The organism is Formosa sp. L2A11, assembly GCF_009796865.1.
GTDB lineage: Bacteria > Bacteroidota > Bacteroidia > Flavobacteriales > Flavobacteriaceae > Formosa.
The window spans coordinates 757,638-782,910 of sequence record NZ_CP047028.1; the positions used below are offsets into that span (position 1 = coordinate 757,638).

20 protein-coding genes and 3 tRNA genes are annotated in these 25,273 nt (G+C 32.8%); 12 read left to right on the top strand and 11 right to left on the bottom strand.

All coding sequences use genetic code 11. The features are described 5' to 3' along the window. Positions 1–38: 38 nt before the first annotated feature. A complete protein-coding gene (locus tag GQR95_RS03400; protein ID WP_159021818.1) occupies positions 39–335 on the bottom strand; it encodes an isoamylase early set domain-containing protein in 297 nt (98 codons plus the stop codon). 249 nt (positions 336–584) lie between these two features. Here GQR95_RS03400 and GQR95_RS03405 point away from each other — a divergent pair, with 249 nt between their 5' ends. From GQR95_RS03405 to lspA, 5 genes are all read left to right on the top strand, one after another. Continuing rightward, positions 585–1,496, top strand: coding sequence for a dihydrofolate reductase (locus tag GQR95_RS03405; RefSeq protein WP_159021820.1), 912 nt, complete (start codon positions 585–587; stop codon positions 1,494–1,496). An 89-nt stretch (positions 1,497–1,585) separates the two neighbouring features. Beyond that, positions 1,586–3,145 carry an NAD(P)/FAD-dependent oxidoreductase gene (locus GQR95_RS03410; protein ID WP_159021822.1) on the top strand — a complete coding sequence of 520 codons (1,560 nt, stop codon included), beginning with the start codon at positions 1,586–1,588 and terminating at the stop codon, positions 3,143–3,145. 19 nt (positions 3,146–3,164) lie between these two features. Further along, positions 3,165–3,722, top strand: a complete 558-nt coding sequence (locus GQR95_RS03415; protein WP_159021824.1) for a sugar O-acetyltransferase — start codon at positions 3,165–3,167, stop codon at positions 3,720–3,722. 61 nt (positions 3,723–3,783) lie between these two features. Continuing rightward, a complete protein-coding gene (fabD, locus tag GQR95_RS03420; protein WP_159021826.1) occupies positions 3,784–4,680 on the top strand; it encodes an ACP S-malonyltransferase in 897 nt (298 codons plus the stop codon). Between the two features lie 120 nt (positions 4,681–4,800). Continuing rightward, the gene (gene lspA, locus GQR95_RS03425; protein ID WP_233265991.1) at positions 4,801–5,181 is read left to right on the top strand and encodes a signal peptidase II; all 381 of its coding nucleotides are present in this window, start codon (positions 4,801–4,803) and stop codon (positions 5,179–5,181) included. A gap of 155 nt (positions 5,182–5,336) precedes the next feature. Here lspA and galE read toward each other — a convergent pair whose 3' ends face one another. Both galE and GQR95_RS03435 read right to left on the bottom strand, forming a co-directional pair. Beyond that, entirely contained in the window at positions 5,337–6,359 is a 1,023-nt protein-coding gene (galE, locus tag GQR95_RS03430; protein ID WP_159021828.1) for a UDP-glucose 4-epimerase GalE, read from the bottom strand. Further along, positions 6,352–7,485, bottom strand: a complete 1,134-nt coding sequence (locus GQR95_RS03435) for a DegT/DnrJ/EryC1/StrS aminotransferase family protein (protein WP_159021829.1) — start codon at positions 7,483–7,485, stop codon at positions 6,352–6,354. Before GQR95_RS03435 ends, galE begins: the two co-directional genes overlap by 8 nt. Positions 7,486–7,641: 156 nt before the next feature. On the opposite strand from GQR95_RS03435, the gene GQR95_RS03440 reads away from it, so the two are divergent. Together GQR95_RS03440 and GQR95_RS03445 are read left to right on the top strand one after the other, a co-directional pair. Continuing rightward, positions 7,642–8,883 (top strand): 3-deoxy-D-manno-octulosonic acid transferase, encoded by a 1,242-nt coding sequence (locus GQR95_RS03440; protein ID WP_159021831.1) that lies wholly within the window; start codon positions 7,642–7,644, stop codon positions 8,881–8,883. Positions 8,884–8,997: 114 nt separating this feature from the next. Next, positions 8,998–9,423, top strand: a complete 426-nt coding sequence (locus GQR95_RS03445; RefSeq protein WP_199269638.1) for a hypothetical protein — start codon at positions 8,998–9,000, stop codon at positions 9,421–9,423. A gap of 78 nt (positions 9,424–9,501) precedes the next feature. Here the strand turns inward: GQR95_RS03445 and mgrA are convergent, their stop codons facing one another. Next, positions 9,502–10,491 carry an L-glyceraldehyde 3-phosphate reductase gene (gene mgrA / locus GQR95_RS03450; protein WP_305038394.1) on the bottom strand — a complete coding sequence of 330 codons (990 nt, stop codon included), beginning with the start codon at positions 10,489–10,491 and terminating at the stop codon, positions 9,502–9,504. A gap of 86 nt (positions 10,492–10,577) precedes the next feature. Next, positions 10,578–12,827, bottom strand: coding sequence for a transglycosylase domain-containing protein (locus GQR95_RS03455; protein ID WP_159021833.1), 2,250 nt, complete (start codon positions 12,825–12,827; stop codon positions 10,578–10,580). A gap of 327 nt (positions 12,828–13,154) precedes the next feature. On the opposite strand from GQR95_RS03455, the gene GQR95_RS03460 reads away from it, so the two are divergent. Further along, complete coding sequence (locus GQR95_RS03460; protein ID WP_159021835.1) at positions 13,155–15,476, top strand: patatin-like phospholipase family protein; 2,322 nt, start codon at positions 13,155–13,157, stop codon at positions 15,474–15,476. A 36-nt stretch (positions 15,477–15,512) separates the two neighbouring features. Here GQR95_RS03460 and GQR95_RS03465 read toward each other — a convergent pair whose 3' ends face one another. The 5 genes from GQR95_RS03465 to mutS form a co-directional block, all read right to left on the bottom strand. Continuing rightward, positions 15,513–17,912, bottom strand: a complete 2,400-nt coding sequence (locus tag GQR95_RS03465) for a hypothetical protein (RefSeq protein ID WP_159021837.1) — start codon at positions 17,910–17,912, stop codon at positions 15,513–15,515. A 318-nt stretch (positions 17,913–18,230) separates the two neighbouring features. Beyond that, positions 18,231–18,316, bottom strand: a tRNA-Leu gene (locus GQR95_RS03470). 89 nt (positions 18,317–18,405) lie between these two features. Beyond that, positions 18,406–18,491, bottom strand: a tRNA-Leu gene (locus GQR95_RS03475). A 35-nt stretch (positions 18,492–18,526) separates the two neighbouring features. Next, positions 18,527–18,598: transfer RNA gene (locus GQR95_RS03480), tRNA-Gly, on the bottom strand. 132 nt (positions 18,599–18,730) lie between these two features. After that, on the bottom strand, positions 18,731–21,352 hold the full coding sequence (gene mutS, locus GQR95_RS03485) for a DNA mismatch repair protein MutS (RefSeq protein WP_159021839.1): 2,622 nt from the start codon (positions 21,350–21,352) through the stop codon (positions 18,731–18,733). A 134-nt stretch (positions 21,353–21,486) separates the two neighbouring features. On the opposite strand from mutS, the gene GQR95_RS03490 reads away from it, so the two are divergent. After that, positions 21,487–22,023 carry an RNA methyltransferase gene (locus GQR95_RS03490; protein WP_159021841.1) on the top strand — a complete coding sequence of 179 codons (537 nt, stop codon included), beginning with the start codon at positions 21,487–21,489 and terminating at the stop codon, positions 22,021–22,023. Here the strand turns inward: GQR95_RS03490 and folK are convergent. Continuing rightward, positions 22,020–23,141: a 2-amino-4-hydroxy-6-hydroxymethyldihydropteridine diphosphokinase gene (gene folK / locus GQR95_RS03495; RefSeq protein ID WP_159021842.1), complete on the bottom strand. Its 1,122-nt coding sequence runs from the start codon at positions 23,139–23,141 to the stop codon at positions 22,020–22,022. The genes GQR95_RS03490 and folK overlap by 4 nt on opposite strands. Positions 23,142–23,299: 158 nt before the next feature. Here folK and GQR95_RS03500 point away from each other — a divergent pair, with 158 nt between their 5' ends. From GQR95_RS03500 to rpsU, 3 genes are all read left to right on the top strand, one after another. Continuing rightward, positions 23,300–24,004 (top strand): queuosine precursor transporter, encoded by a 705-nt coding sequence (locus tag GQR95_RS03500; protein ID WP_159021844.1) that lies wholly within the window; start codon positions 23,300–23,302, stop codon positions 24,002–24,004. A gap of 140 nt (positions 24,005–24,144) precedes the next feature. After that, positions 24,145–25,008 carry an RNA polymerase sigma factor RpoD/SigA gene (locus GQR95_RS03505; protein WP_057777960.1) on the top strand — a complete coding sequence of 288 codons (864 nt, stop codon included), beginning with the start codon at positions 24,145–24,147 and terminating at the stop codon, positions 25,006–25,008. Between the two features lie 42 nt (positions 25,009–25,050). After that, positions 25,051–25,245: a 30S ribosomal protein S21 gene (gene rpsU / locus GQR95_RS03510; RefSeq protein ID WP_159021845.1), complete on the top strand. Its 195-nt coding sequence runs from the start codon at positions 25,051–25,053 to the stop codon at positions 25,243–25,245. The last annotated feature ends 28 nt before the right edge of the window (positions 25,246–25,273 follow it).

Genomic DNA, 25,273 nt, shown 5'->3' on the forward strand with positions numbered 1-25,273 from the left:
TTAAAGGCATTTCATAATTAGGAATGCCTTTTTTTATATTATAATTTTAGCACACTATTTTCTGCATCTGCAAATTCATTCCAAACGTGATCGTCTGCTTCAGGTTCATTCTTAAACACACCATCTACAAAGTATCTAAACTCATAAGACGAATCGACATCCAGATTAACAACACCTTTAAATGTTCCGTTTTTCAACTTTCTAAGAGGCGCAGCTTTAACATCCCAATCATTGAAACATCCAACTACAGATACTTTTTCTGCATCATCTGCAGTGACAGTAAAAGTGACTTTACAAACTGGCTTCGTTTTTAAATACTGTTTTGAAATTGCCATAAATATTATTTTTATTGATTAATATAAAAGTAAGAAACTATTAATCACTATCAAACGAATAATACTCTAGCATACAAATAATTATGTTTTTCTTAAAAAAGAATTAGATTAGACTTAATCTTCTAAATTATAGCCCCTGTTTATCAACTTATTATTAAACTTTTTACTTCATTTTAATATCATTTTTACAAAAGTTTCAAAAATTGAAGTAGAAATAGTATTTTTACTTCACTAAATACTTTCAACCCCATGTTTGGTAATAAGAAAAAAGTACCTCAAATAGACAAAGAACAGTTAGAGCTTATTAAGAATGCTCAAAAACGTATTAAGCAAAAAAAGAGCTTATATACGCACTTTATATTATTTTTAATTGGATCTGTTGCATTAATTGTAGGTAATCTAGGACTTCACATTGGTGAAACTTATAAAATATTAGGTAAAGATTGGTTTATATACATTGTAGGCTTTTGGTTCTTATTTTTAATTTACCACGCCTTTAATGTATTTGTAATTAATAGATTTATGGGAGCGACTTGGAAACAAGAACAGCTAGATAAATTGGTTGCAAAGCAAAAAGAAGGTATTGAAAAATTAAAAACAAAACTGCCTCCTGTTGCAGAGAAAACTAGTGTTTTTCCTGTAATAGACGAAAAAAAAAAATTGAATAAGAAGCAGAATCTAACCCTTATTGTTGCTGCTTCAGAAAATAATGCTATTGGTAAAGACAATCAATTAATTTGGCATTTGCGAGACGATTTGCAACGTTTTAAATCGCTAACTTCTGGACATTGTATAATTATGGGACGTAAAACTTTTGAAAGCTTCCCTAAACCCTTACCTAATCGTACACATATTGTAATTACAACTCAGCAAGACTATAAAGTCCCTCATGGTGTAATTGTTGTGCACAATATAGAAGATGCTTTAGATGCAGCCTTAAAAGACGAACATCCGTATGTTATTGGTGGTGGCCAAATTTATAAGCAAGCCCTTCCTTTTGCCGAAAAGATTGAATTAACACGTGTTCATGATACTTTTGTTGCAGATACTCATTTTCCAGAATTAGACCTTAGCGATTGGAAAGAAGTTCAGAATATATATCATCCTAAAGATGAAGAAAACGATCATGCGTTCTCTTTTTTAACCTACGAACGTATATAATAATCTGGCACATTTAATATTCGCAACTAAAAAAAGGATATTGTAAGCTTTACAAGTTGGTTATATGCAAAATTCTGTAAATTTGCAGCATGATAAAAGAAATCCAACTTCGCGTTTCCCTTGTAGAGGAATCTAAATTTCAAGACACTCTCTTGTGGAAATCTGCTAAAACGTTAGATATCCCAAAGGAAAAAATTTCAGGTATTAAAGTACTTCGAAAATCTATTGATGCTCGAAAACCTGCTATAATTTTCAATTATAAAGTAGCTGTTTATATAAATGAACCGCTTCCAGAAACCTCATCTTATAACTTCGATTATAAAGACGTATCTAAAGCTAAACCTGTACATATTATTGGATTTGGACCTGCAGGAATGTACGCCGCTTTACGTTGTATTGAACTAGGTTTTAAGCCTATTGTTTTAGAACGTGGTAAAAATGTAAAGGATAGACGTCGTGATTTAAAAGCGATAAATCAAGATCATTTTGTAAATGAAGATTCTAACTATTGCTTTGGTGAAGGTGGTGCAGGAACATATTCTGACGGAAAGCTATATACACGTAGTTTAAAACGTGGAGATGTTCGTCGTATTTTCGAAAACCTAGTTTATCACGGTGCTACCGATCAGATTTTGGTCGATGCACATCCGCATATCGGAACAAATAAACTGCCTAAAGTTGTAACTAGTATTCGTGAAACCATTTTAAAATATGGTGGCGAAGTGCATTTTGAAACACGTGTTACAGATTTTACAATTACAAATAATAAAATTCAAGCCATTCAATTATTAAACGGAGAAGAATTAACTGCAAATCGTGTTATTTTAGCTACCGGACATTCGGCTAGAGATATTTTTTATTTATTAGATAAAAAGAAAATTGCTATAGAAGCTAAATCTTTTGCAATGGGCGTTCGTGTAGAGCACCCACAACATATTATAGATTCTATTCAATATCATTGTAGTGGAGAAAGAAATGAATTATTACCTGCTGCATCTTATGGTTTAGTTCAGCAAGTAAATGGTCGTGGCGTATATTCGTTTTGTATGTGTCCTGGTGGCTTTATCGTTCCTGCAGCAACAGCAAACGGAGAAGTTGTTGTTAACGGTATGTCGCCGTCTAAACGTAATAACGAATTTGCAAACTCTGGAATTGTAGTTGAAATTAATGCCGATAAAGATTTATACAAATACGAACAATTTGGAGCTCTTAAAGCACTTGAATACCAAAAAGACTTAGAAAAATTAGCCTTTACTTCTGGCGGACGCAGCCAAGCTGCCCCAGCACAACGATTAACAGATTTTGTTGAAGGTAGATTATCTTCAGATTTAAATTCAACCTCCTATCAGCCAGGTATAAAAAGTGTGCCTTTACATTCGTTATTACCCAAATTAATAGGAAAAAGTTTAAGAAAAGGTTTTGAATCCTTCGGACAAAAAATGAAAGGTTATTATACTGCAGAAGCTAATATTATTGGCGTAGAATCCAGAACCTCATCGCCTGTAAGTATTCCAAGAAACGAAAAATTAGAACACCCACAAATAGAAGGCTTATTTCCTTGTGGAGAAGGTGGCGGATATGCTGGAGGTATTGTGTCTGCAGCCATGGATGGAGAACGCTGTGCAGAAGCTGCAATTATAGGTTTATAATTAGTAATACATTTATTAAATGACTGAAAGAGAGAAAATGCTAGCAGGCGAGTTATACAGACCATCCGATCCTCAATTAGCACAAGAACGTTTACGAGCAAAATTACTTTTTCAAAAAGCGAATAATCTAAATGAAAATTTTAGAAAAGAACGAAATGCAATTTACAACGAACTCTTAGACGCAGGAGAAAATTTAACCATAGAACCTCCCTTTCAATGCGATTTCGGATCCAACATTAAAGCAGGAAAAAATCTATTTATAAATTATAATTGTTGCATACTAGATGTCGCTTTAGTAACCATAGGAGACAATGTTATGCTTGCTGCCAATGTCCAAATATACGCAGCAACACACCCACTAAATGCAAATTTAAGAAACAGTGGCCAGGAATTAGGAAAACCTATTACTATTGGTAATAATGTTTGGATTGGAGGAAACAGTACCATTTGCCCTGGAATCACTCTAGGTAACAATGTTGTTGTTGGCGCAGGCTCTGTGGTCACAAAAAGTTTCCCAGACAATGTTGTTATTGCAGGTAATCCTGCAAAAATTATAAAGACCATTGATAACAGTTAAGATCTCGAAAAAATAAAAGTCTAAATATTATTCTTATTTTTACATTTTTAAAATAAAAACTATGAACGCATATATATTTCCTGGTCAAGGTGCCCAATTTTCAGGAATGGGACTTGACCTTTACGAAAACTCTAAAGAAGCCCAAGAATTATTCGAAAAGGCTAATTCTATTTTAGGTTTTCATATTACAGATGTTATGTTTGAAGGGACTGCAGAAGACCTTAAACAAACAAAAGTGACACAACCTGCTATATTTTTACATTCAGTAATTTTAGCAAAAGTTTTAGGCGATAGCTTTAAGCCAGATTTAGTTGCAGGACACTCTTTAGGTGAATTTTCTGCCTTAGTTGCTGCTGGCGCTTTAACTTTTAAAGACGGCTTAAAATTAGTATCTCAACGTGCCCAAGCCATGCAAAAAGCATGTGAGTTAGCACCAAGTACTATGGCTGCTGTTTTAGGATTAGAAGACAAAATTGTTGAAGATGTATGTGCTTCTATAGACGGTATTGTTGTTGCTGCAAATTATAACTGCCCAGGACAATTAGTTATTTCTGGAGAAACTACAGCTGTAGAAAAAGCTTGTGAAGCCTTAAAAGAAGCTGGAGCAAGACGTGCTTTATTATTACCTGTTGGTGGTGCTTTTCATTCTCCTATGATGGAACCTGCTCGCGAAGAATTAGCTGCAGCAATAGAAAACACAACATTTAGTAAACCAAATTGCCCAATTTATCAAAATGTTACAGCTACAGCCGTAACCGATGAAAACGAAATAAAAGCAAATTTAATTTCTCAATTAACTGCTCCTGTACGTTGGACACAATCTGTACAGCAAATGATTGCTGACGGTGCTACACATTTTACGGAAGTTGGTCCCGGAAAAGTATTACAAGGATTGGTTAAAAAAATTGACAAAACAGTTGAGACAGCATCTGCAACTTTTGAAACGTCTGCAAATTAATGAAGCTTTCTAAAACTCAATTCATTTTTGGATTAATTGCCTTAAACATTGCTCTGGATCAAATTTCAAAATTTTTGGTTAGAGCCTATGTTACACCTTATGAAACTACAGCGTTAATTGGTGATAAAATTTATATTAACCAATGTAGAAAATTCTGGAGCCTTTTTAAGTTTAGGAAGTGATTTAAATCCAACATTAAAAAGTATTTTTTTACTTATTTTACCTATAGCTGTATTAGGATATATAACGTATTACATTTTAACACACAAAGGACTAGATAAGTATTCAATTTTTGGATTTTCTTGTATTATAGGAGGAGGAATTGCTAACGTTTACGACCGCATTATGTACGGTTCTGTTACCGATTTTTTTCATATAGATTTAGGAGGCATTTTTAAAACAGGCGTATTTAATGTAGCAGACATGTCTGTTATGTTAGGTATGGGACTTCTACTCTATTCCAATTTTATTACCACAAAAAAAGCAAAACAAAACGCATAAAAAAAAAGCCTCAAGAATTATTCTTGAGGCCTTTATATTTTATCAACACTATTCAATTTTACTTAAATATATCTCATCCAAACAGACCTAAAGCAAAAAAGCCTTCTTTACAGCAATTTGCAAAGAAGACTTTTATTAAATTAACACTAATTAATTTACTTATTTCTGACTTTTTGTTCCCATTTCCAAGCCGATCTCATTGCATCGTCTAAAGTTAATTGAGATTTCCACCCTAACTCCGAGTTTGCTTTTTCTGTATTTGCATAAGCAGATACAACATCACCTTCTCGACGTGGTGCAATTTTATAATTTAATTTTTCTCCAGAAACATGTTCAAAAGACTTAATAGCTTCTAAAACAGAACTTCCTGTTCCTGTTCCTAAATTAAAGACTTCAAAATTAGATTTAATTTTGGCCTCTAATAAACGTTTTAAAGCAATAACATGAGCTTTAGCTAAATCTACTACATGAATGTAATCACGAACGCAAGTTCCATCTATTGTTGGATAATCATCTCCAAAAACAGATAATTGTTCACGTAATCCTATTGCTGTTTGTGTAATAAATGGCACTAAATTTAAAGGAACTCCAATAGGCAATTCTCCAATAAGTGCAGACTCATGCGCTCCAATTGGATTAAAATAACGCAGAGCAATAGCATTTAAATTAGGAATAACTTTACAGCTATCTTTTATAATTTCTTCACCAATTTGCTTTGTATTTCCGTAAGGAGACTCTGCAGGTTTTACTGGTGCATTTTCTGTAATTGGCAATTCATCTGCTTGACCATAGACCGTACAAGATGAACTAAATATAAAATTAGCATCTTTTAATTTATCTAGTTCTTGCAAAACATAAACCAAGGTATTAATGTTGTTTTCATAATACAAAAGCGGATTCTCTACACTTTCTCCTACAGCCTTACTTGCTGCAAAATGAATAACACCATTTATATCGCTATGCGTTTTAAAAAAGTCCTGAACGGCTTGTTTGTTTCTTAAATCGAGTTCTACAAAAGCAGGTTCTTTTCCTGTAATTCCAGTAATTCCTTTTAAAACATCACGAGATGAATTTGAAAGATTATCTATAATTACAACCTCGTAGCCTTCTTTTTGAAGTTCTACAACCGTGTGAGAGCCAATAAATCCAAGTCCTCCAGTAACTAATATTTTACGCATTTATAAATTCTTTTACTTTGGTTGTTATATATTCAATTTGATCGTCATCTAATTCTGTATGCATAGGTAACGAAATAACTTCTTTTACCAATTGGTTTGTGACTTTAAAATCTGCTTCATTATAACGCTCATCTAAATACGCTTTTTGGTTGTGTAATGGAATTGGATAATACACACCACAAGGAATATCATTTTCATTCAAGAATTTTGCTAATCCATCACGATCTACACCAGTAACTCTTAAAGTATATTGATGGAAAACATGATTATCTTCTGCTCCACTTCTAAATGGTATAACTATATGTTTTTCATCTTTAAAAGCAGCATCGTATTTCTTTGCAGCTTCAATTCTTGCTTTATTATAAGCATTTAAATTTGGTAATTTCGCACCTAAAACAGCTGCTTGAATGGCATCTAAACGAGAATTCACTCCAACAACATCATGATGGTAACGCTCGTACATACCATGATTTACAATACCACGAATGGTATGAGCTAATTCATCATTATTCGTAAAAATAGCACCACCATCACCATAACATCCTAAATTTTTAGAAGGGAAGAAAGACGTTGCAGCAACATCTCCAATAGTTCCAGCTTTAACTTTAGTACCATTGCTATATGTATAATTGGCTCCAATAGCTTGTGCACTATCTTCAATTACAAACAAATTGTTAGATTTTGCAATCTCCATTATCGCTTCCATATTTGCACATTGTCCAAATAAATGTACAGGTACAATCGCTTTTGTTTTTGGCGTAATTGCTTTTTTAATAGCTTCTACATCTATATTAAAAGTATCTGGTTCTACATCTACCAAAACTGGTGTTAATTGCAATAAAGCAATAACCTCAACCGTTGCAGCAAACGTAAAATCGGTAGTAATAACCTCGTCTCCTGGTTTTAAACCTAGACCCATCATAGCAATTTGTAATGCATCTGTCCCGTTTGCACAAGGAATAACATGTTTTACATTTAAATATTGTTCTAAGTTTTTCTGAAATTCGTGAACCTTTGGTCCGTTAACAAATGCTGTAGTTTCTAAAACCTCTTGAATAGATTCATTTACAACATCCTTTATTCTAGCATATTGACTCTTCAAGTCAACCATTTGAATTTTTCTCATAAAAAAGAAATTAAGGTCCTTTACAGCAATGTAAATGAACCATGATAATTAATAAATTCGTTTAGGACATTAAGCTAACGAAATTACAAAAATCAGAGATGTTTACCAATCAAATTATGCCAAAGAAATCCTATTTTTGCATCAAAGCATTTTAATTTGAGAATTATATACAATATCGGCATATTCCTAGCGAATTATTTACTTCAGGCTATTGGTTTGTTCAATTTAAAAATCAAATCGGGAGTAAATGGCCGGCAAGAAACCTTTAGCAAATTAAAGCAACATATTGCTAGTAAAGACAAAACCCTTTGGTTTCATTGCGCCTCTTTGGGTGAATATGAACAAGGACTTCCTGTATTTTCTGAAATAAAAAAACAGTATCCAAACCATAAAGTAGTACTTTCTTTTTTCTCTCCTTCTGGATATGAAATTAGAAAAAACTCCCCCATTGCAGATTGTGTTGTGTATTTACCTCTAGATTCTAAAAAAAATGCGATTACATTTTTAGATTTAATTCGTCCAGAGCTCACTGTATTTGTAAAGTATGACATTTGGCCTAATATTTTAAATGAATTAAAACGCAGACAAGGAAGAGCCATTTTAATTTCTGCCATATTTAGAAAAGATCAAGTATATTTTAAAAATTATGGCACATTTATGAAGCAAGCTTTATTTGCTTTCGAACATATTTTTACTCAAAATGAAGCCTCTAAGACATTGCTAGAAACTGTAAATTATAAAAATGTAAGTGTATCTGGAGACACCCGTTTTGATAGAGTTTCAAATCAATTAAAAATAAATAATACGTTAGATTTTATTGCTGAATTTAAACAAGATAAATTATGTTTTGTAGCAGGAAGTACCTGGCCTGAAGACGAAAAACTGTTAGTAGAATACATTAACACTGAAGCACCTAAGGATGTGAAATTTATTATCGCACCTCACAACATAAAACCTAACCAAATTAAACAACTTCAAAATAATATTAAAACAGACACTATATTATTTTCAGAAAAAGAAACAAAAGATGTCACGAAAGCCAACGTTTTTATAATTGATACTATTGGTATTTTAACCAAAATTTACAATTATGCAGACATTGCTTATGTAGGAGGCGCAGTTGGAACAACGGGATTACATAACACGCTTGAGCCGGCTGTATTTGGATCTCCCATAATAATTGGAGATCATTACGATAAATTTTTAGAAGCAAAAGCAATGATAGACAACAAAGGCATGTTCTCTATAAGTAACCAAACACAACTAAATCAAACCATTAACAAGTTAATTAACGACACAAATTACAGAATAGCAACAGGATCGAAGAATACTTCATATATTATTAAAAATACTGGCGCTGTCAATATAATTAAAAGCTGTTTAAGCAAAAAAGATTAAAAATTCGTATTTTTAGCTAAAATTTATAAAAAATTAACATTTTTAACATGCTGATTTCTGATAAGTTATTAACTTGGTCCCTGAAAATTAACAATAACTATAACAATCAAAATTATGAAAAAAATTATTTTAAGTGCAGCTCTTGTTTTTGCTTTAGGTACAACTGTAACATCTTGTAGAGACGTAAAAGAAAAAGCTGAAGGAGCTGGAGATGCAATTGAAGGTGCTGCTGATGCAACTGGAGACGCTATAGAAGGAGCTGCTGACGCAACTAAAGACGCTGTAAATGATGCTGCAGACACAACTAAAGATGCTGTAAACGATGCTGTAGATGCAACGGGAGAAGCTGTAGATGGTGCTACTGACGCAACTAAAGGAGCAATGAACGAGGCTAAAGATGCTGTTGAAGGTGCTGCTACTGATGCTAAAGATGCTGCAAGTGAAGCTATTGATGGTGCTGCTGATACTGCAAAAGAAGCTGCAACAGACGCAAAAGATGCTGCTACTGATGCTGCAACTAGCGCTATGAAAACTAAATAATTAGTACATACTAGTATAATAAATAAAATCCCTTGTATAAATATATATACAAGGGATTTTTTATGCTTAAAATAATAATTATCCTTTTAAAACCAATTCGATAACTTCTAATTCTGAAGCTGAAAATTCTAAATTATTTAAAGCACCTAAATTATCTATAAGTTGTTTTTCACTACTTACACCTACCAGAACAGATGTAATTCTATCGTCTTTTAACAACCAAGCCACAGCCATTTGAGCTAAACTTTGGTTACGTTTTTTGGCAATAGTATTTAACTTAATTACTTTTTGAATAACCTCTTGAGTAACGGTTTCTTTCTGAAGAAATCCTGTTGCTTTTGCAGCTCTAGAATGCTCTGGAATTCCTTTAATATATTTATCAGTTAAAAGTCCTTGTGCTAAAGGAGAAAAAGCAATTGCTCCAACACCTTCTGTTTCCAAAACATCCAACAAGCCATCTTCTGCCCAACGATCGAACATACTATATCTTGGCTGATGAATTAAACACGGCGTTCCCAATGCTTTTAAAATTTTAACTGCTTTTAAAGTATCTTCAGCATTATAATTAGACAATCCCACATACAAGGCTTTTCCTTGTTTTACAATTAAATCTAAAGCAGACATCGTTTCTTCTAAAGGTGTATCTGGATCTGGCCGATGGTGATAAAAAATATCTACATATTCTAACCCCATGCGTTTTAAACTCTGATTTAAACTAGAAACCAGATATTTCTTTGATCCCCAATCTCCATAAGGTCCAGACCACATGCCATATCCTGCTTTTGTAGAAATAATAAGCTCGTCGCGATACGGTAAAAAACTAGATTTTAAAATTTTTCCAAAATTAGATTCAGCACTTCCTGGAGGCGGACCATAATTATTAGCTAAATCGAAATGAGTAATACCATTATCGAAAGCGGTATGCAACATTTGTTTCCCGTTATCAAGGACATCTACATCTCCAAAATTATGCCATAACCCCAATGAAATAGGAGGCAATACCAATCCGCTTTTCCCACATCTTCTATAGGACATGCTATTATATCTATCTTCGTTTGCTTGATACATTATTTTTATAATTAAGTGAACTGTTACCTCAAAAATATGAAATAATTATTTTCTATTTAAATTATGAAAGCATTAAACCACTGCTCTTATTCTCCAAATACTTTTTCTTTTTTCTTTTTTCCTAATAGACGTTTAAAAAATCCATCGCGCTTATCAGGATCACAGTCCAAAGCCTCTAAAACAGCATCTGAAGGCGTATTAAACTTTGCCTTAGTAATACTATTAAAATCAGTGTTTTTATTTAATTGAGACACAAAATTTGCAACAATTGGCAAGGCCGAATTTGCGCCTTGACCGATTCCTGTATTACTAAAACCAATGCGCTGATCGTCGTTCCCGACCCAAGACCCCATTACTAAATGTGGTGTAATACTCATAAACCAACCATCGCGATTATCTTGAGTTGTCCCTGTTTTTCCCGCCATATCGTTTGTTATTCCATACGTAGAACGCATACGTTTTGCTGTACCTTCATCTATGGTCGCTTTCATAAACGCTATCATGGTTTCTCTAGTCGCTTCAGAGAATGCTTTATCTAGAGATTTAGAAGGCTTATATTCATATAAAACTGTTCCATCTTTATCTTCTATTTTTTCAATAAAATAAGGTTTTGAAGGCACACTTTCATTAACATAACTGGTATATGCAGATGTTAATTCCATAAGCGATAATTCTGCTGTACCTAAAGCTAAAGATGGCACTTCTGGCAACTCTGATGTAATCCCCATTTTACGTGCTTGAGCAATTACAGGATCTATTCCAACTTCTTCTAACACTTTTACAGCAATAGTATTTATAGATCTACTTAATGCTTTTTCTAATGAATAATTCATGTATGGATCTTTCTCGTCATTAGACGCATTAGACGGCGTCCAACCTTCTTTATCTGTATATGTTACTTCCTTTACAGAAAAATACTTGCAGGGTTTCATACCAGATTCTAATGCTGCCGTATACACAATGGGCTTAAAAGTAGATCCTACTTGACGTTTTCCCATAGAAACATGGTCGTATTTAAAATGCTCAAAATTTACACCGCCTACATAAGCTCTTACTGCTCCTGTTTTAGGTTCTAAAGCCACAAAACCAGCATTTAAAAATTTTAAATAATGCTTTAAACTATCTATAGTTGATAGTGAAACTATAGTATCTCCTTTATAGGTAAATAATGGCATCTTTGTTTTTTGTCTTAAAGAATCCATAATTTGAGCTTCCGTAAAGTTCTTATTTTTTAAACGTGTATATTCAGGTAATTTACGAATAACTTCTTTAATTAAAGTTTCATCTTTAATCCAAGGCGCACTAGAACCATAAGCTTTTTCAAACTGATTCTGTAAATGCTCCATGTGTTTATTCATCCCTTTTTCGGCATAGTCTTGCATGGTATAATCTAACGTCGTTGTTATTTTTAAACCATCTTTATATAAATCATAAATACTCCCTTTGGCCTCATTAACACTATCTAAAATACGTGTTACTTGTTTTCTAACCTGTTCACGAAAATAAGGAGCAACACCTTCGTTGTATGTGAATTTATGATAATCTATTTCTACAGGAACATTACTTTCTTTTAATCGCGTAGCTTCATTTATATAACCATATTTTTCCATTTGCTGTAACACCACATCGCGACGTAATTGGCTGCGCTCAGGAAATAATCTAGGATTATAACTATGATTAGCCTTTAATGTTCCTACTAAAGTTGATGCCTCGGACAGTGTTAGTTCTCTTGTCTTTTTATTAAAGAAACGTTGCGATGCACTTTCAATACCAAACGTATTTTCGCTAAAAGGAACTGTATTTAAATACAAGGCAATAATATCTTTCTTATCGTAAATCGCTTCAATACGAGATGCAATAATCATTTCTGAAATTTTATTTACAGGCATAGATAGTAATCCGTGATTTTCTCTACCGTATAAATTTTTAGCTAATTGCTGTGTTATTGTACTTCCGCCACCAGCAGAGTTGTCTTGAAGCAACAAACTTTTAAAAAACACTCTAAAAAAACTTGGATAATCTATACCATTATGCTCGTAAAAGCGCGCATCTTCTGTCGCAATTAAGCCATCTACAAGATAGTCGGGTATGTCTTTAAAATTAATAATACTCCTATCGAACACAAAGTATTTACCAAGCAGTTTATTATTATGATCGAGAATAAGACTGGCTTCTGCTTGTTTTAAATCGGACAAATCTGTTTTAGAAGGTAAACTCCCCCATAATCCCACATAAATACTTCCTATAAAAAGCAATACTAAAACGACTCCTAAAACAAATAGTTTTAAGATAATACGTAACCACTTCCTCTTTTTATTTTGTATATTATTTTTCAAACTTAGGTTTTAAAATGTGTTTATTAGACAAATTGTTTTTACTAATTAAAATCTGTTTTATAAGTGCTGTAAAATTATGTAAGAACAATGAAATTACAAACAAAATTTAACTGATTACAAAACGTATAATTGGCTAAGATATTCTAAAACAGCATTTATTTATATGTTTTAATTAAATTGATTTAAGACACACAAGCAATAAATAACAATTTAACACAATTAATTTAGCTTTCTATTTTAGATTTTAACAGTCTAACTTAATTTACGCTACATTTGTATTGAAGATTTATTTTATCTTCAATTAACCTACTATTTTCTTCCTCAAAAATGAATAATTTCAACAAACTTTTTATTCTTTTAAGCTGTATTTTATTACCTGTTTTATCTCAAGCTCAAGATAAAGAAAAACCAAAAGTAGCACTCGTGTTAAGCGGAGGAGGCGCGTTAGGAATTGCTCATATCCCAACACTACAAAAATTAGATTCCCTAGGCATTGTTCCGGATTTAATAGTTGGTACAAGTATGGGAAGCATCGTGGGTGCTTTATATTCTATAGGTTATACTGGAGATGAAATTGCAGAACTTTCTAAAACAACAGATTGGAACAAATTGTTTAGAGGAAAAGTATCTATTAATAGTGTGAGTAATGAAGAAAAAAGTGAATTTGGTCGTTATACTGTAGGTTTTGAGGTTATAGATAAGAAACCAAAACCTGTGCTTGCTATTTTAAACGATCAGAACTTAAGAGAATTCTTTAGAGTTTTAACCTATCCTGTTTATAATATTACAGATTTTGACAAGTTTCCGATTCCTTTTAGAGCCATGGCGACAGACATTGTAAATGGGAAACAAGTTGTTTTATCTAAAGGCTCCTTAACAACCGCTATGCGAGCTAGTATGTCTATTCCTGGTGTTTTTAAACCTGTTGAATACGAAAACACCTTACTTGTTGACGGTGGTGTTTTAAATAATTTCCCTGTAGATGTTGCTAAAAAAATGGGAGCAGATTTTATTATAGGAAGCGAAGTTAGTGGTGGCTTACAAACTAAAGAAGAGTTGAGTAGTTTGGAAAACTTACTCTTTCAGACAGGAATGCTTTCTAGCAATTTAACGACTGCAAAAAACAAAAATGATTGTGATATTTTAATAGACAATGTACCTAATCTAAACTATACTCCGGGAGATTTCGATAAGAATGAAATTATTTATGAAGAAGGAAAAAAGGCAGTACAAGACAACGAAGCTAAGTTTATAGCTCTTGCAAAAATGCTAGAACCTTATAAACAAAGATCTCATAAAAAACCAATAACAAGTAATCTTGTTACACTAGACACCATAGTTTACAAAGGTATTAGCAAAAGCAACTTAAGACTAGTAACGACTAGATCTGGACTCAAGGAAAAAGAAGAATATACTATAGATGAAGCAAAAACACATATTAATAGAATTCTAGGAACAAATTTATTTTCATCAATATATACCAATCCTATATTAAATAAAGGAAAAACAGGTCTTGAAATTACTGCAAAAGAAAAAGCACACAATCAAGTTAAGGTTGCTGTTCATTTTGACGATTACAGAGGTGTTGGATTATTAGCAAACTACACAGGAAGAAACATAATAGGGGCATCTTCTAGATTTCTTGTCACTCTAGATATCGCAGAACAACCAAAATTCAAGATTCAATATCAGAAAATATTTGGGAAAAATAAAGATTTTTGGTTCAGATCTGAAGTTTTTGGAGAAAAGCTTGACCAAGACATTCTTATAAGTGGCGAATCTGCAGATGAAATGAATTACAAATATCTGCAATTCGATAACGAAATTAACCACAACATACACACTCTTAAAAGCTACGCAGGAATAGGAATAAATTACCAAAATACGACTCTAAAACCAGATGCTGACCCAGACATAATTAACAACATATTTAATTTAGTTAATTATAAGTTTAGAACAACCGAGGTTTATGGACAGTATGTTTATAACACGCTAAACAAAGTCTTTTTTCCTACAAAAGGTATTAATATAGAAGCTCGATTAGGACGAGCTATTACTAATAAAATTGAAGCTAGTTTTTACGATAACTCTTTAAGAAATAATGAATCTGGACGCTTTAGCGGATTTACAAAATTTAGATTACACTTTAAAAACGTAAACACAATTAACAATAAGCTTAGCCTAGTTGTAGGAGCAAATATTGGTTTCACACTTTTAGATGATGAAGAATATGGCGACACATCTTTTCAAGGTTTAGGTTATGGCGCCAACTATTTATTAGGAGGAAATATAAAACAAACACGCGGAGACAACTATATATTCTACGGCCTCTTAGAAGACGAACTACCAGTAAGCCAATTTATGGGTGTAAACATTGCTTTACAATATCAATTTATAAAAAAACTATATGTTACACCCCATTTTAATATGGCTTCTGTTGGGTTTGGAAATTTCACCGACTTTGCTGAAGATGCCTTATCTCCAAAAGGAGAATGGAAAGACAACTTAGACACCAGTAACCTTGTCTCTATAGGTACCAAACTTGATTGCAATACAATTATAGGACCAGTAAGTTTAGACTTTACCTGGGTTAACAGCACAGATAAATTCCGTTTATTCTTTGGCATAGGTATTCCTTTAGGACGTTAAAATAGTGTAGTATATTATTGGCTTCAAAATAATATACTATAAGCTCGCTTTAACAGGTACGTCTACAACTTCAGAAAACACTTCGCCTTTTTCATTCATACCATTAATAAATAATTTAATTTTATCATGATCACCTTTATAGACTTGCAAACTATTTGAAGTGTTTGGTGAAACATCAAAATTAGGAATCCAATCTAAAGTGTTATAAAACTGTTTAGATGACTTAGTATTAAATGTAAACAGAGGTCTTTCAAAATCAAGTGCAGGTCTTGTAAAACCAAAATCTACGTTACTTACAAAATATTTATGTCCAGCTTCACCCCGATCATATTCGTAAGCTTCTTTTAAGTCTACATATATTGCCCCCATTGCTCCTTGATAACCATAAACATAAGCTGTTGGGCTAACTCTAATAGAAGCCACATCGGATAATTGAATATTTTCAAGCATTCCGGCGTATGTTAACGCCCCATTTAAAACAATCAAAGCATTTCCGCCTTTCCTTCTAAACCCTATATCATACTTCTGTCCCATAGACCCTTGCCCCTTAGAAACAAAAAGTGTAGGTTGAATTCTTAAATATTGTATTACATTATACATAGACTCCTGAACTTCACTAAACTCTAATGCTCTTATTGAAGCTGTTTCTTGCCAAACCCTTGGTTTTCTCTTATCATCAACTGCTTTATTTCCCTCTAAATTAACAGTTTCTAAAACTTCAGAGCCTCTATATATCAATTCAGAACTATCATTTACAGGTTCTGCTTGTTTTAAAGTTGTTTTTAAATCCGGTTTAGAATACGCAAGAACATCGTTTGGTTTGTAATTACTTTTAGAATCATAAACATAAAAAGTAGCATCTAACAACCCTCCTTTTTTATTAATTAAAGACAACTTATAATCTGAACTGTCTTTTAAAACCAGATTTTTAAACTGAAATGATTTATCAGAATTTATTTTTGTCACTTCCAAAATACCATTCACAGTAGAAGAGAGCATCACTTTATAATCTTCCTTAATATTAGCGTTTACAACACCCTTTACCTCCAATCCGTTTTCTATATTAAAAATAGGCTTATCGTTATTTAATTGATAGGTCGTTGTAGCGCCCTTATTAACTTGTAAAAACACATCTAAATCTGTTTTAGATAGACTTAAACCAGAAGGCACACTTTTATCGACATAAGGATCTAACAAAAAGCCTTCTACTATATTTGATGCATCAGCGTTTAATTTTGTATCTTGTGGCAATACCGAAATACTTAAATTTGAGGCTATAGCACTGCCTTTAATATTAAAATCTAACCCTAAAGAATCACCAACAACTTCCTTCTGTTTTACATCAATTTTAATTTCATTTTTAGTTTCTACATAAAAATGGCGTTCTGCTACAGGTTTGTTATTCGCATTAAATAAAGTTATTGTATTTACACCATTAAAAAGATGTGCTTTAGCAACCGGAATACTATATTTAATATGCTTTTTATCAATCTTTATAGGTAAAATATAAAGTAATTTCTGATTACGATGTACCGTTGCAAACAGATTTTGATCGCTATACTTTTTAGATAAATCGTTACTTAATGTGATTTTAAAATGAGCTTTATCCGAATCCTGTTCGCTGGTCTCTTTACTAATAACAATACCAGAATCTACGGCTCCATTAAGCTTAAATGAATAATCCTTGGCATCGCGTTTAAACTTTAAAATATAATTGTGATCAGGCAAACTAAACACATTAAACGCTCCTACTCCAAAAGCATTGGTTTTTACACTTGCAATTGTTTTTCCTGAAGCTTTATCTTGTATTTCTACATCTTGATTTGCAACATATAAATCGTTATTAGTTACAGTAAAGTAAATTACGTTTGCTGCATTGTTTAGCAAGGTTCCACTCTCTGGATAAAAATTAACATCTACAGTTTGTAAAGGTGCATCTGTATTAATACTAATGCCTTCAGTATTTGGCTCTGAATCTGCTAGTGCTACTTCTCCACTAGTCTCAAAAGTATTTACAACATTAATTTTTGAAACGTATGCATTATTAAAATTCCTATTCCATTGTGTATCTAACTGAATGTAATATGTTCCTGTTTTAATATCCTTAGATAATTTTATTTCCCCGAAAGACTTTCCATCTATACAATCGAATAACTGACTAGATATTAGTTTTTTCTGAGAATCGTAAAAATTAACATGTAAGTTAGATGTGGTAAGTATTGGTTTATCGTCGCTATCGCTAACCACATAAGCTTTCCACCAAATTTTTTCTCCAGAGAAATACAAGGTCTTATTGGTGTGTACAAATATTTTCTCTTGCGGATAGTCGTGAAAATAATCTGAATTTATAAGTGTCGAATCAATAACATTACGCGCTTCTTGCGAAAACATTGTGCTTGAAATTAACAATAGGAATACTGTAAAAATTTTGTTCATAATAGCGGAGTTTAATTAGACAATGGTGGTTACACGCAAAAGAGAATTACAAAATCTCAATTTTGTTTCGTATTTAACAGCTTTCAAATACTATATCAAATTAACAATTAAAAAACAAAAACAGACTAAAAAACAACAAATTACAGAAATACAACCTGTTATTTTAACAAAAAAAGCACTGGATAATAAAGACAACTTAAGCTTCTCTTAACCATTCGAAAAACAAATAATGAAATCTAGAAGAAAAATAAAAGTATTAAAAACTAAGACATGTTATAAAACAAAAAAAAAGCCTCTATCTTACGATAAAGGCTTTAGTACAGAAAGCGGGACTTGAACCCGCACGGGCATTACTACCCATTGGATTTTAAGTCCAACGTGTCTACCAATTCCACCATTTCTGCATGGTATATAATTTATTATAACAATCTCTATAAATACAGAGACTGAAAATAATAATAAAAAAGCCTCTATCTTACGATAAAGGCTTTAGTACTGAAAGCGGGACTTGAACCCGCACGGGCATTACTACCCATTGGATTTTAAGTCCAACGTGTCTACCAATTCCACCATTTCAGCATTTGGTATATTTTCAGAAAATCAAAACAGTATAGAGCGAAAGACGGGATTTGAACCCGCGACCCCCACCTTGGCAAGGTGATGCTCTACCCCTGAGCTACTTTCGCGTAGTGTTTTAATGAACGTATGCAACATTGCTATTGCGGATGCAAATTTAGTACTTTTCTTGGCATCTCAAAGCTTTTTCAAAAAATAATTCAAAATAATTTTTAAGCTACTGAAAATCAATATCAAATATTTTAACTTTTCACTGTTTTACCTGGCTTAATAAGCATACGCTTTATTTCATTCAGTTTCATTAAGGCTTCAACAGGTGTTAACGTATCGATATCTGTATTTATAATCTCCTCTTTTATATTCTCTAATAACGGATCGTCTAAATTAAAGAAGCTTAATTGTAAATCGTCCGACAGTGTTTTTACTTTATCCGTAAGCTCATCGCTAGAATGCGATTTTTCTAATTTCTTTAAAATAGCATTTGCGCGATGTAGCACTTGCTGTGGCATTCCCGCCATTTTAGCCACGTGTATCCCGAAACTATGCTGACTACCACCTTCTACCAATTTTCTTAGAAACAGCACATTATCTTTTAATTCCTTTACAGAGACATTATAATTCTTAATTCTTGGGAAAGTTTCAGACATTTCATTTAACTCATGGTAATGCGTTGCAAATAACGTTTTAGCCTTTGCAGGATGTTCGTGTAAATATTCACTTATAGCCCAAGCAATAGAAATTCCATCGTAGGTACTGGTTCCTCTTCCTATTTCATCTAACAACACCAAACTACGCTCCGACATATTATTAAGGATGGAAGCCGTTTCATTCATCTCCACCATAAACGTAGATTCTCCCATCGAAATATTATCGCTTGCACCTACTCTAGTAAAGATCTTATCGACAACACCAATTCTAGCGGATTTTGCAGGCACGAAACTTCCTATTTGTGCCAAGAGCACAATAAGTGCCGTCTGACGTAAAATAGCAGATTTACCAGACATGTTTGGCCCCGTAATCATGATGATTTGCTGAGACGAACGGTCTAAAAACACATCATTAGCTATATAAGGTTCGCCGATTGGTAATTGCTTCTCGATAACAGGATGGCGACCTTCAACAATTTCTAAATCGAATGTATCGTCTAGAACAGGATACACATACTTATTATCGGTTGCCAATTGTGCAAATCCACACAAACAATCCAACTGCCCTATTAAAAAGGCATTTTGCTGAACGGGTTTAATATACTGACTCATCCAAGCCACTAAATCTCCAAACAACTTTTGCTCTATAGCTAAAATACGTTCTTCGGCACCAAGAATTTTGGCTTCGTATTCTTTTAATTCTTCCGTAATATAACGTTCAGCACTTACTAAGGTTTGCTTTCTAATCCACTCTTCAGGGACTTTATCTTTATGTGTATTTCGAACTTCAATATAATAGCCAAACACATTATTAGAAGCAATTTTTAAAGATGTAATCCCGGTACGCTCGCTTTCGCGCTCCAACATGGCATCTAAATAATTCTTTCCTGAAGTTGATAAACCTCGAAGCTCATCTAACTCAGCAGAAAATCCTTCAGCAATCGTGTGTCCTTTTAAAACATTTACCGGTGCTTCTTCGTTTAATGTTTGCTTGATTTTCTCTCGCAACACATCGCAACTTTGCAATTTATCACCTATAATTTTTAAAGCATCGTTAGGAGATTGAGACGCCAATGCTTTTATAGGCACAATAGCTTCTAATGAATTTTTAAGCTGAATAACCTCACGCGGACTCACTTTTCCGGTCGCGACTTTGGAAATTAAACGTTCTAAATCGCCTATATGTTTTATATGCTGACGCGTCTTTTGGTGCGTTTCCTTTTCTTTGGTTAAGAAATCGACCACTTCATGACGTTGTTTTATCTTTTTAGCATCTTTTAAAGGCAATGCCAACCAACGCTTTAATAAACGTCCGCCCATTGGCGAAATAGTTTTATCTATAATATTCAGCAGTGTTACCGCATTATTATTGGTAGAATTATATAATTCTAAATTCCGCATAGTAAAACGGTCCATCCACACGTAATCATCTTCTGCAATACGCGAAATAGATGTAATATGCTCTAATTTATTATGCTGTGTTTCGCCCAAATAATGCAATACAGAACCCGATGCAATAATCCCTTCTTCTAAATTTTCAACCCCAAAACCTTTTAATGTTTTCGTATTAAAATGCTTCAACAAAGTTTCATTGGTATAATCTGTTTGATAGACCCAATCTTCTAAATGAAATACGTGATGGTCGTCTCCAAAAGCTTCACTAAACGTTTTCCGTTTTTGTTTAGAGACTAAAATTTCACTCGGATTAAAATTTTGAAGTAACTTATCTATATATTCTTGATTTCCTTGAGACGTTAAAAATTCACCTGTAGAAATATCTAAAAATGAAATTCCGATATTGGTTTTCCCAAAATGAACGGCACATAAAAAGTTATTCGATTTCGATTTTAAAACCTCATCATTTAGCGAAACTCCAGGTGTAATTAATTCGGTAACACCTCTTTTTACAATGGTTTTAGTCTGTTTTGGGTCTTCTAACTGGTCGCAAATCGCAACACGCTCGCCAGCTTTTACTAATTTTGGTAAGTATGTATTAATAGAATGATGCGGAAACCCAGCCAATTCAATCTCACTTTCGCTTCCTGCACCACGTTTTGTCAAGGTAATATCTAGAATTCCTGCTGTCTTAACAGCATCAGACCCAAAGGTTTCATAAAAATCGCCTACACGAAATAATAACAGAGCATCTGGATACTTTGCTTTAATCGCATTATACTGTTTCATTAACGGCGTTTCTTTTTTCGTTTTTTTTGCCAAGGGTAAGACGTTTTAAATGTTATTTTTGCATTCTAAATAAAGGTTGCAATGTAACCATAATTTGATTTTTTTGAAAATATGTTCGACCCTATTCAGAAAATCAATATAATTGAAGAATACAGAAATTAAATAGTATGCGTAAGTTAAAAAATAGCGAGTTAGACCGATTGAGTGTTGAAGATTTTAAAGACACCAAAAAGACACCTCTTATTATAGTGTTAGATAATATTAGAAGTTTAAATAATATTGGTTCGGTATTTAGAACGAGTGATGCCTTTTTAATTGAAAAAATTTACCTCTGTGGTATCACAGCAACGCCACCACATAAAGACATACATAAAACCGCTTTAGGAAGCACCGAAACTGTAGCTTGGGAACATGCAGAACACACTTTAGATGTTGTTGAAAAATTACAAGCTGAAAACGTAAAAGTGTTAAGTATTGAACAAGCTGAACACGCCACGATGTTAGATACATTTTCTCCAGAGGCAGACACCACTTATGCTTTAGTGTTTGGAAATGAAGTAAAAGGCGTTGCTCAAGACGTGGTTTCTAAAAGTGATATGGTGATTGAAATCCCCCAATTTGGAACCAAACATTCTTTGAACATTTCGGTTAGTGCAGGAGTCGTAATTTGGGATGTATTTAGTAAAATGAAGGCTTTAAACTAGGAATTAATTTCTTTTAAAATCCATAGATAATCAGCGCGATTAGCTACAAAATCCATATCAGAAATATCGATAATTTTGACTTTTAATTCGGTTTGGTTTTTTAAAAACTCAAGATATCCTAAATTAATTTTATTAAGATAATCGTCTTCGATTTGCTGTTCGTAATCGCGACCTCGTTTTTTTATATTTTGTTGTAAACGTTCGGTGTTCTGATACAAATACACATATAAATCGGGCTTAGCGATCTCTTTATACATAATATAGAAGAGCTTTCTATACAGTTTAAACTCGTCTTCTTGAAGCGTAATTCTTGAGAAAATTAAAGATTTAAACACATCGTAATCACTCACGATAAAATCTTTAAACAAATCGAGCTGAGATAAATCGTCTGAAATTTGCTGATAACGATCGGCTAGAAAAGACATCTCTAACGGAAATGCATAACGCAGTCCATCTTCATAGAATTTTGGTAAAAACGGATTATCGGCAAAACGCTCTAAGACTAACTTGGCATTAAAATCTTCAGACATTTTTGTTGCCAAACTTGTTTTTCCTGCACCAATATTACCTTCAATAGCAATAAAATTTCGGTGAGAAAAATTAAAATCAGTAATCGGATTTTTCAAAGCTTCATTAATCGGCGTTAATTCACTTGAATCTGAACAATTTTCTAATAAGGTCTTTACAGATTGCTTTAAAACGGGATGCTCAACTTTTAACGCAATATCTGCTAAAGGTTGCAACACAAATCTACGACTCTGCATTTCAGGATGCGGAACATGAAGTAATTGCGTTGCTATAATTTCGTCTTCAACAAAAATAATATCTAAATCAATAACACGGGCTTCGTAACCAGCTCCTTCAGTACGCGTACGTCCTAATTCTGTTTCAATATCAAGTAAATGTTGCATCACTTCATCTGGGTGAAGTTCTGTTTTCAAAATAAGACAAGCATTTAAAAAATCATCGCTCTCGAAACCAAAAGCAGGAGACATATACACTTTAGAAAGGCTTTCTATAGAACCTACAACTTCAAAAATACAATTTACTGCATTTTGTAAATGTTGCAACCGGTCTCCTTTATTGCTTCCTATAGATATGTAAACGTGTTTTGCCATGAACTAAAATATGGGCAAATTAAAGAAAAGTAATTTACTTAAACTTGAATTTAGCCATTAAAGACCGATAAAATATTAACAACAAAAAACAAGACTTTTAGATGTGAAAATGTGTTTTTAAAATTAAATATGTAGGTTTGTTTTTGAAATTAAAATTTATGAATCAAAAGAATCTCTTTTTAGCACACCGTATCTATCTATTACTAGGTGCTTTATTTATGACATCTTTGGTGGTCTCTAATCTTATTTTTCAAAAATTCTTTTACTGGTACCCTTTTAATATTACCATTTTTGGAGCCAATCTATTCGAAGTTTCGGTTGGAATCCTTCCTTATCCCATTACATTCTTAATTACAGATTTAATTAGTGAGATTTATGGTAAAAAAGCAGCCAACCAAATTGTAGTTACCGGAATTTTCGCCTCGCTATTTTCAATGGCTATTATTTATACTGCAAATGCTGTTCCGGCAACATCTTGGTCGCCGGTAAACGATATTAAGTTTACTAGCGTTTTTGGAAGCACCGCAATTGCAGTTTTGGCAAGTATGATGGCATATTTATTTGCTCAATTTATAGATATTCAGATTTATCACTACTGGAAAATCGTTACCAAAGGGAAACATTTGTGGTTACGCAACAATTTTTCCACTTTTTTATCACAATTTATCGACACATTGACTGTTTTATTGCTACTTTGTTTTTTTGGTAAAATAGAATGGACTAAATTTGCAGGGTTATTAATCAGCGGATTTTTATTTAAAGTCTTAATGGCCTTATTTGATACTCCGTTTTTATATTTAGGCGTTTATCTATTTAGAAGACGTTTCAATCTAAAAGTAAATGAAGAAATACAGCTTATTTAGTACCTAACACGCGTACTTGTTATTTGTATTTAAATGAATCTAGCTTAATTATTCATTTTTAATGAATTAAATGAAATTAAATTAGGATTTGTTAATAATTAGTTTATATTGATAGATACGCACAAAACAAAAAAAGATAGATGAGGCAATTAAAAATTACAAAACAAGTAACGAACAGGGAATCGAAATCGTTAGACAAGTACTTACAAGATATTAGTAAGATGCCACTAATTACAGCTGAAGAAGAAGTTGAATTAGCACAACGCATACGAGAAGGTGACCAAGTGGCTTTAGATAAATTAACAACCTCTAATTTACGATTTGTAGTTTCAGTTGCTAAACAATACCAAAACCAAGGGTTAACTTTACCTGATTTAATTAATGAAGGTAATGCTGGTTTAGTAAAAGCTGCAAAACGTTTTGATGAAACTCGTGGGTTTAAGTTTATTTCTTATGCCGTATGGTGGATTCGTCAAGCTATTTTACAAGCTTTAGCAGAACAATCTAGAATTGTAAGATTACCTTTAAATAAGATTGGTTCGATTAACAAAATTAATAAAGCATATTCTTTCTTAGAACAATCTCACGAACGTCCGCCAAGTGCAGACGAGATTGCAAACGAATTGGATATGACTGTAAGTGAAGTAAAACAGTCTCTTAAAAACTCTGGTCGTCATCTTTCAATGGATGCACCATTAAAAGAAGGAGAAACTTCAAGCTTATACGATGTTGTAAAATCTGGTGAATCACCAAATCCTGACAACAATTTAATGTATGAGTCTTTAAATCTTGAAATAAACAGAGCACTAGACACACTATCTCCAAGAGAAAGTGATGTATTACGTTTGTTTTTTGGATTAAGCAATGAAGCACCAATGAGTTTAGACGAAATTGGAGAAACTTTCGATTTAACACGTGAACGTGTTAGACAGATAAAAGAAAAAGGGATTAGACGTTTACGTCATAGCTCTAAAAACAAAATTTTAAAAACTTATTTAGGATAATCCTAAAAACCAGAATAATTAATTACTAAAACCAGAATTTAGATGCTTAAAATTATAGTAAAAGAAGGCGAGCAAATCGATCGCGCTCTTAAACGTTACAAAAGAAAACACAGAAATGTGAAAGTTATGCAAACTTTAAGAGAGAATCAATTTTTCACTAAGCCTTCAGTAAAAAGAAGAAGAGAAAATCAAAAAGCAGCTTATATCCAAAACTTGAGAGATCAAGAAGATATTTAATGTTGACTTTATATACAATAAAAAAACA